This window comes from Burkholderia sp. Ac-20345 (assembly GCF_017104825.1).
GTDB classification, from domain to species: domain Bacteria; phylum Pseudomonadota; class Gammaproteobacteria; order Burkholderiales; family Burkholderiaceae; genus Burkholderia; species Burkholderia lata_B.
On record NZ_JAAGPO010000132.1, the window covers coordinates 20,543 to 29,081 of the forward strand.

The 8,539-nt window shown below is 65.4% G+C and carries 8 protein-coding genes and 1 pseudogene; 5 read left to right on the top strand and 4 right to left on the bottom strand.

Annotated elements, in window-relative coordinates; all coding sequences use genetic code 11:
* Positions 1-324 precede the first annotated feature (324 nt).
* The 3 genes from ppsA to G3O06_RS32975 all read left to right on the top strand — a co-directional run bounded on the left by ppsA (position 325) and on the right by G3O06_RS32975 (position 4,462).
* Positions 325-2,724: a phosphoenolpyruvate synthase gene (gene ppsA / locus G3O06_RS32965; RefSeq protein ID WP_205818710.1), complete on the top strand. Its 2,400-nt coding sequence runs from the start codon at positions 325-327 to the stop codon at positions 2,722-2,724.
* A 334-nt stretch (positions 2,725-3,058) separates the two neighbouring features.
* Positions 3,059-3,493 carry an NfeD family protein gene (locus G3O06_RS32970; RefSeq protein WP_205818711.1) on the top strand — a complete coding sequence of 145 codons (435 nt, stop codon included), beginning with the start codon at positions 3,059-3,061 and terminating at the stop codon, positions 3,491-3,493.
* A 33-nt stretch (positions 3,494-3,526) separates the two neighbouring features.
* Entirely contained in the window at positions 3,527-4,462 is a 936-nt protein-coding gene (locus tag G3O06_RS32975) for an SPFH domain-containing protein (RefSeq protein ID WP_174918856.1), read from the top strand.
* A gap of 249 nt (positions 4,463-4,711) precedes the next feature.
* On the opposite strand, the gene smpB is transcribed toward G3O06_RS32975, so the two are convergent.
* Positions 4,712-5,158, bottom strand: coding sequence for an SsrA-binding protein SmpB (smpB, locus tag G3O06_RS32980; protein WP_011352441.1), 447 nt, complete (start codon positions 5,156-5,158; stop codon positions 4,712-4,714).
* Between the two features lie 98 nt (positions 5,159-5,256).
* Between smpB and G3O06_RS32985 the strand changes: the two genes are divergently transcribed.
* Together G3O06_RS32985 and G3O06_RS32990 are read left to right on the top strand one after the other, a co-directional pair.
* The gene (locus tag G3O06_RS32985; protein ID WP_174967369.1) at positions 5,257-5,694 is read left to right on the top strand and encodes a type II toxin-antitoxin system RatA family toxin; all 438 of its coding nucleotides are present in this window, start codon (positions 5,257-5,259) and stop codon (positions 5,692-5,694) included.
* A gap of 4 nt (positions 5,695-5,698) precedes the next feature.
* Positions 5,699-6,022, top strand: a complete 324-nt coding sequence (locus G3O06_RS32990; protein WP_039342764.1) for an RnfH family protein — start codon at positions 5,699-5,701, stop codon at positions 6,020-6,022.
* Positions 6,023-6,076: 54 nt separating this feature from the next.
* Here G3O06_RS32990 and G3O06_RS32995 read toward each other — a convergent pair whose 3' ends face one another.
* The 3 genes and pseudogenes from G3O06_RS32995 to G3O06_RS33005 form a co-directional block, all read right to left on the bottom strand.
* Entirely contained in the window at positions 6,077-7,060 is a 984-nt protein-coding gene (locus G3O06_RS32995) for a DMT family transporter (protein WP_089450831.1), read from the bottom strand.
* Between the two features lie 121 nt (positions 7,061-7,181).
* A complete protein-coding gene (locus tag G3O06_RS33000; protein WP_205818712.1) occupies positions 7,182-7,862 on the bottom strand; it encodes a glutamine cyclotransferase in 681 nt (226 codons plus the stop codon).
* Positions 7,863-7,893: 31 nt separating this feature from the next.
* A pseudogene (locus G3O06_RS33005) lies at positions 7,894-8,539 on the bottom strand (helix-turn-helix domain-containing protein); the annotation flags it as partial.

Genomic DNA, 8,539 nt, shown 5'->3' on the forward strand with positions numbered 1-8,539 from the left:
CCTCCAGACGCAGTGACAAGGTCGCGCCACATCCGGCAGCCGGCACGGTAGAATAGCGGCAACCTGTTGGATAAGCAATTGCGGGGGCAGGGCGCGAACGGCGCCCCGGGCTTTGCCGCTTGATTCCAAAATTCCCGGCAAGTTTGGCGATTTGTCTGCAAATATCGCCCTTCTGCCGGGATTTTTGCAAATCGGGTCGGAAGATTTGCCGCCGCTGCGATTGTTTATCTAACAGGTTGCGCAAGACGCGCCGCGCTTTTTGCAAGCGCCCGCGTCCGAGCCCACTTGCGCAATCGAGTATTTTTTTCACACTTAGGGGCTTGTATGACTAACGCAGCAAACGTCGCAAAGGACCAGGCGTATGTAATTCCGTTCGAGCAGTTGCGGATGACCGATGTGGAGATCGTCGGCGGCAAGAATGCGTCGCTTGGCGAAATGATCAGCCAGCTTTCCGAAGCAGGCGTTCGCGTACCCACCGGTTTCGCCACGACGGCGCTCGCGTTCCGTGATTTCCTCACGCACAACGACCTTACCGACCGCATCGCCAAGCGTCTCGAGTCGCTCGACATCGACGACGTGAAGGCGCTCGCCGAAGCCGGCGCCGAAATCCGCAAGTGGATCGTCGATGCGCCGATGCAGGCACGTCTCGATCAGGAAATCCGCGAACAGTTCGAAATCCTGAAGAGCAGCTCGCCGGGCGAGCTGTCGTTCGCCGTGCGTTCGTCCGCCACCGCGGAAGATCTGCCCGACGCATCGTTCGCCGGCCAGCAGGAGTCGTACCTGAACGTCGTCGGCATCGAAGACGTGCTCGACCGCATGAAGCACGTGTTCGCGTCGCTGTACAACGACCGCGCGATCTCGTACCGCGTGCACAAGGGCTTCACGCACGCGGAAGTCGCCCTGTCGGCCGGCGTGCAGCGCATGGTCCGCTCGGACGTCGGCGCCGCCGGCGTGATGTTCACGATCGACACCGAATCGGGCTTCAAGGACGCCGTGTTCATCACGTCGAGCTATGGCCTGGGCGAAACCGTCGTGCAGGGTGCGGTGAACCCGGACGAGTTCTACGTGTTCAAGACGACGCTCGCACAGGACAAGTACCCGATCATCCGCCGCTCGATCGGCTCGAAGCTGATCAAGATGGAATTCACGCAGCCAGGCGAGCCGGGCCGCGTGAAGACGGTCGACGTGTCGCACGAGCAGCGCAACCGCTACTCGATCACCGACGAAGACGTGATCGAACTGGCGAAGTACGCGGTCATCATCGAGAAGCACTACCAGCGTCCGATGGACATCGAGTGGGGCAAGGACGGCCGCGACGGCAAGATCTTCATCCTGCAGGCACGCCCGGAAACCGTGAAGAGCCAGGCAACCGGCAAGGCCGAGCAGCGCTTCAAGCTGAAGGGCCAGTCGCAGGTGCTCGCGACGGGCCGTGCGATCGGCCAGAAGATCGGTGCGGGCCCCGTGCGCGTGATCCAGGATCCGTCGGAAATGGAACGCGTGCAGCCGGGCGATGTGCTGGTGGCCGACATGACCGACCCGAACTGGGAGCCGGTGATGAAGCGTGCAGCCGCGATCGTCACGAACCGTGGCGGCCGGACCTGCCACGCGGCGATCATCGCGCGTGAACTCGGCGTGCCGGCAGTCGTCGGTTGCGGCGATGCGACCGACATCCTGAAGGACGGCGCGCTCGTCACCGTGTCGTGCGCGGAAGGCGACGAAGGCAAGATCTACGACGGCCTGCTCGAGACGGAAGTCACGGAAGTGCAGCGCGGCGAACTGCCGGAAATCCCGGTCAAGATCATGATGAACGTCGGTAACCCGCAGCTCGCGTTCGACTTCTCGCAACTGCCGAACGGCGGTGTGGGTCTCGCGCGTCTCGAGTTCATCATCAACAACAACATCGGCGTTCACCCGAAGGCGATCCTCGAGTACCCGAACATCGACCAGGACCTGAAGAAGGCTGTCGAGAGCGTCGCGCGCGGTCACGCATCGCCGCGTCAGTTCTACGTCGACAAGCTGACGGAAGGTGTCGCGACGATCGCGGCGGCGTTCTATCCGAAGCCCGTCATCGTGCGTCTGTCCGACTTCAAGTCGAACGAGTACAAGAAGCTGATCGGCGGTTCGCGCTACGAGCCGGACGAGGAAAACCCGATGCTGGGCTTCCGCGGCGCGTCGCGCTACATCGCTGAAGACTTCGCGCAGGCGTTCGAGATGGAGTGCCGTGCACTGAAGCGCGTGCGTGACGAGATGGGCCTGGCCAACGTCGAGATCATGGTGCCGTTCGTGCGTACCGTGAAGCAGGCGGAGCGTGTCGTCGGCCTGCTCGAGAAGTTCGGCCTGAAGCGCGGTGAAAACGGCCTGCGCCTCGTGATGATGTGCGAAGTCCCGACCAACGCGATCCTCGCCGAAGAGTTCCTGGAACACTTCGACGGTTTCTCGATCGGCTCGAACGACCTCACGCAGCTCACGCTCGGCCTCGACCGCGATTCGGGCATGGAACTGCTGGCTGTCGACTTCGACGAACGCGACCCGGCCGTCAAGTTCCTGCTGAAGCGCGCGATCGATACCTGCCGCCGGATGGGCAAGTACGTCGGCATCTGCGGCCAGGGCCCGTCCGATCACCCGGACTTCGCGCAATGGCTGACGGACGAAGGCATCGTGTCGATCTCGCTGAACCCCGACACGATCATCGAGACGTGGCAGGCGCTGGCCAACCGGAAGTAACGGTCGGTAACGCACCTTTGACGAGAGCGCGGTGGCATCGCGCTTTCGTTGAAGGCAGAATGCAAGGTTCATGCTATAAACACCCCGGTAGACACCGGGGTGTTTTTTTTCGTCGGTACTCGCCGGGTCGCCCCAAGAGTGCCGACCGCCCCCTTGGGGGGCAGCGAACGTGGTGAGCGTGGGGGCTGTTTCCTTTCGGTACGAACCGGGCCGCCCCGCGCGTGTCGATCGCTCGCGCGGGGGCCGCGAATATATCGATCCGGAACAGCGCTTCAGCGCGTATTCTGGTTGCATGAGACGCAGGTGAGCGCGGGGGACTTTTCTGGAGACCACAATGATGTCGGGGCATCTGTTCTGGTGGGGCGCGGTGGGCGTGCTGGTCGTGGCTGAGTTGCTGACGGGCACGTTCTACCTGCTGATGATCGCGCTCGGCTTTCTCGCAGGCGGGCTGCTGCAACTGGCCGGTTTCGCGCCGCACGTGCAGTTCGGCGCGGCGGCCCTGGTCGCGATCGTCGCGATGGTCGCGCTGCGCCGTTCGGGGCTCGGCCGCAAGCAGAAGCGCGATACGTCGACCAATCCCGACGTCAATCTCGATATCGGCTCGACCGTCACGGTCGACGCGTGGCGTGACGGCCGCGCGCGCGTGCAGTATCGCGGCGCCGACTGGGATGTCGAGCTCGCGAACGGCGAGCGCGACGATGCGCACGTGTATCAGGTGAGTGCCGTGCGCGGTAATTGTCTCGTGGTCGTGGCGAAACCCGCGGGCTGATCGTCCGCCGATACAACAAGGAGGGAATACTTCATGGATTCGCTGATCATCTGGGTGGTCCTGCTCGTCATCGCGATCGTGATCGTGTCCAAGACGGTGAAGATCGTGCCGCAACAGCATGCGTGGGTGCTCGAGCGCTTCGGGCGCTATCACGCGACGCTGTCGCCCGGTCTCAATATCGTGCTGCCGTTCGTCGATCGCATCGCATACCGGCACGTGCTGAAGGAAATCCCGCTCGACGTGCCGAGCCAGGTCTGTATCACGCGCGACAACACGCAGCTGCAGGTCGACGGCGTGCTGTATTTCCAGGTGACCGATCCGATGAAGGCGTCGTACGGGTCGAGCAACTTCGTGCTCGCGATCACGCAGCTCGCGCAAACCACGTTGCGCTCGGTGGTCGGCAAGCTCGAACTCGACAAGACGTTCGAGGAGCGCGACTTCATCAACCACAACATCGTCTCGGCGCTCGATCAGGCCGCCGCGAACTGGGGGGTAAAGGTCCTGCGCTACGAGATCAAGGACCTGACGCCGCCGAAGGAAATCCTGCACGCGATGCAGGCGCAGATCACCGCGGAGCGTGAAAAGCGCGCGCTGATCGCCGCATCCGAAGGCCGCAAGCAGGAGCAGATCAACCTCGCGTCGGGCGCGCGTGAAGCGGCGATCCAGAAATCCGAAGGCGAACGGCAGGCCGCGATCAACCAGGCGCAGGGCCAAGCAGCCGCGATCCTGGCGGTGGCCGAGGCGAATGCCCAGGCGATCCAGAAGATCGCGAACGCGATGCAATCGCAGGGCGGGATGGACGCAGTGAACCTGAAAGTTGCCGAGCAGTATGTCAGCGCATTCTCGAATCTCGCGAAGCAGGGCAACACGCTGATCGTGCCGGCGAACCTGTCGGATCTCGGCACCGCGATCTCGTCGGCGCTGACGATCGTCAAGAGCGCGGGGGCAGCGTCGGCCGGGAAGGCCTGAGTCGGACGCACGCGGTGCGCGGGCCGCCGCCGCGGGCGATCGGCGTGCGACGAATCGTCGCGTAGCCGGGGCACGGATGATGCCCGTTCGGCGCCGTCGTCGGTACTTTCTTCAGTCGAAACGGGCGGAGTGGCGCGCCGAGTGCCGCCTCAGCCGCTGCCGGGCAGCCGGCATCCGCGATTCACCTGACCCAAAGCAACACGGCCCGCTTCGAGCGGGCCGTGTCGTTTGCGAGACGCGTCGCGCGCGTCAGGTGCCGGCGCGCATGATGCGTGCCTTTTCGCGTTCCCAGTCGCGCTTCTTCTCGGTTTCGCGCTTGTCGTGCAGCTTCTTGCCCTTCGCGAGCGCGATGTCGCACTTCACGCGACCGCCCTTGTAGTGGAAGTTCAGCGGCACGAGCGTGTAGCCACGCTGCTCGACCTTGCCGATCAGTTTCTTGATTTCCTCGCGGTGCAGCAGCAGCTTGCGCGTGCGGACCGGGTCGGGCGTGATGTGGGTCGAAGCCTCGGGCAGCGGGCTGATATGGGTACCGATCAGGAAGATCTCGTCGTGCTTGATCACGACGTAACCTTCCCTGATCTGGCCGCGCCCGGCGCGCAGCGCCTTGACTTCCCAGCCCTCGAGCACGAGCCCCGCCTCGTAGCGTTCCTCGATGTGATAATCGAAGTGCGCTTTCCTGTTGTCGATGATGCTCATGAAAGGATCGGGCCAACTCGTTTAAAATCACGATTTTAGCAAAGCGGGGCGGGAATCGCCCGGCTTGCGTTCTCACCTTAAGCGATGCCGCGCGATTTATGGCAGATGTCCAGAAAACCGTATTGATCCGTCATTCGGCGGAACAGATGTTCGACCTCGTCACCGACGTGGCCGACTACCCCAATTTCCTGCCCTGGTGCGGCGGCGTCGAGATTCGCCGTCAGGACGAGAGCGGGATGGAAGCGCGCATCGACATCAACTTCAAGGGCATCAAGCAGCATTTTGCGACGCGCAACACGCAGCAGCGCCCGGCGCGGATCGACATGGAGTTCACCGACGGCCCGTTCAAGAAGTTCACGGGCACGTGGCGCTTCACGGCACTGCGTGCCGATGCGTGCAAGATCGAATTCGCGCTGCACTACGAGTTCTCGAGCATCCTGCTCGAGAAGATCATCGGGCCCGTGTTCAGCCATATCGCGAACACGTTCGTCGATTCGTTCGTGAAGCGCGCCGACCAGCGCTACGGGAAGGGGTGACGCGATGCTGTCGATCGAAGTCTGCTACGCGCTGCCGGATCGCCAGACGCTGATTCCGCTGTCGCTGCCCGAAGGGGCGACCGTTCGTTCGGCGATCGATGCGAGCGGCGTGCTCGCGCTGCACCCGGAAATCGATCTCGCGAACGCGAAGACGGGCGTGTACGGCAAGCTTGCGCCGCTCGATGCGCCGCTCGCCGACCACGACCGCGTCGAGATCTATCGCCCGTTGATCGTCGATCCGAAGCTCGCGCGCCAGCGGCGCGTAGACAAGTCGCGCCGCGACGGCTCCATCGAGGGCCGCAAGTGGATGCACAAGGACGCGCGCTGACGCGGGCCGATCCGCGTTTTTCGTCTCTATTTGTCTGATTAAACGCCGTGGCACTCAGTGGGCCGCGGCGTTCGCGTTTGCCGGTGCGCTTCCCGAGGTATCGCCGCCAGCGGGCGTGTTGCCGTGCTGCCGCACCGATCCGTAGACGCCAGCGAGCAGCAGCACCAGCGCGGCGATCTCGAGCGCATGCGGCATCCGCTGGTCGTACACGAACGCGTAAAGCATCGCGAACACGGTTTCGAACACGATCAGCTGGCCCGACAGCGTGAGCGGCAGCCGCTTCGACGCGGCATTCCACAGCCCGTTGCCGAGCCACGACGCGCCGATCGCGAGCACGAGGTTCAGCAGCCAGAACAGCTGCCAGCGCGACGCCGGGACCGCGGCCTGCACCGTGCCGGCCGGCAGCGCGAGGATCGCGATCCAGACGAGGCCGCCGATCAGGCCCGTCACGACACCCCACAGCACCGACCACTCGTTGCCGCCGAAATGATGATGGCGCTGCAGATAGCGTGCGTTCGCGACCGCATACCAGGTCCAGCTCGCGAGCGCGCCCGCCGCGCAGGCGATGCCGGCGAGCTTCTGGCCGAGCGTCGTCGCATGCGCGGCCTCGGACGTGAACAGGTCGACGTTGATGCAGACGATGCCCGCGATCACCAGCGCGAGCGGGGCGGCGAGCCGCCGCAGCGGCACGGCGCCGTGGTCGCCGAGGCCCGCGAGCGTGACCGTGACGGGCAGCACGCCGACGATCAGCGAACTGGGTGCGATGCCGATCAGGTGCACGGCGCCCGACAGCAGCATGTAGTACGCGACGTTGCCGACGACGGCGAGCCTGACCAGCGCGACGAGATCCTCGCGGGTCAGCCGCGCGAGCAGCGAGCGGGCGGCCGGCAGCGCGGCCGCGAGCGATACGAGGCCGTACATCGCGTAGCGGCCGGCGCTCAGCAGCAGCGGCGAGAAGTCGGTCAGCAGCCGCGGAACGAGAAACACCATGCCCCACAGGGCACCTGCCAGAACACCATAGACCACACCGCGTTGCATCGACCGCTCCGAATACATGACTGACGAGCGCGCATCTTAGCGACGCGGTCGCCGCGGCGTCTTGTTCATTCCTGCACTCGGCGCAGGGCGGGGCGCTGGCGTGCTGCGTGCGGGCGGCGGGTCATTCGTCAGCCGGATCGGGCGTTGCACCCCCGCTGTTGCCCGGTGCCCGCGCGGGGCGACGCACGGCGCGCAACGTGCCGCTGTTGCCGCCGCCGCAGTAGAAGCGGTCGTGGCCGTCGGATTCGAGCCCCGATACGCCGACGCCGGCCGGCATGTCGATCTGCTCGAGCACCTGGCCCGTGCGCGGATCGATGTGCCGCAGGTCGGCCTGGTCGGCTTCCCAGGTACCGTGCCACAGCTCGCCGTCGACCCAGGTCACGCCGGTGACGAAGCGGTTCGATTCGATCGTGCGCAGCACGGTGCCCGATTTCGGATCCACCTGATGAATCTTGCGTTCGCGGTACTGGCCGACCCACAGCGTGCCTTCGGCCCATGCCAGCCCGGAATCGGCGCCGCCGCCGGGGGCGGGAATCGTCGCGAGCACGCGGCCCGATTCGGGATCGATCGTCTCGATGCGGTCCTCGACGATCTGGTACAGGTGGCGGCCGTCGAACGCCGTGCCCGCATGCGCGGCGACGTCGATCGAGCGGACGGTCGTGCCGCGTTCCGGGTCGAGCGCATTCAGCTTGTCGCCGGACGCGTACCACACGTACTGCCCGTCGAACGTGACGCCGTGTACGCCGTCGACGCCCGGAAACGGGCCGTATTCGCGAAGGATGTCTGCACTGGAGCGCTTCATGTTCGTCACCTCGTCGTTCGGTGAGGTCATCCTAATCGCCCGGCAGCGGGGCGGGGAGTAACAAGGTCGTCGCGAAACCGGGCAGCGGCGGCGTCATCCAGCGACGCGCGCGGCCACGCCCGAGCGCCTGGACCTTGTCGGCTTCGGCGAGCGCGTCGAGCGCACGCTGCACGGTGCGCTGGCTCGCGCCGAGGGCCAGCGCCAGCGCGGAGCTCGACCACGCTTCGCCATCGGCGAGGAGCGCGAGCACGGCCGCGTGGCGATCGTCGACCGGGCGGGCCAGGACGACGGTTTCGTGTACGCCGAGCGGTTCGAGCGCAAAGCCGCGCGGCGTTGCGATGACGTTCGCGAGCGGCCGCAGTACCGCGCGCAGCCGGCCGATCTCGACACGCAGGCGCGCGCGATGCGATTCATCCGCGTGTTTCGCGCGGAACGCGGCCGCGACGAGCGCATTTCGGGACACGTCGGCAGGTGATGCCTCGCCGAGCGCACGGGCGAGCACGAACAGCACGGGCCGCCGCGCGAGCGACACGGTCGTGCGCGCGTCGCGCACCGTGTGGCGGCATGCATCGACGACGAGCGCGTTCGACGCGAACAGCGTCTCGACTTCGTCGAGCTGCACGAGCCGAGATGTACCCCGCGCGATGAGGCGGGCGGCCGGTGCGTCGAGCACGCGC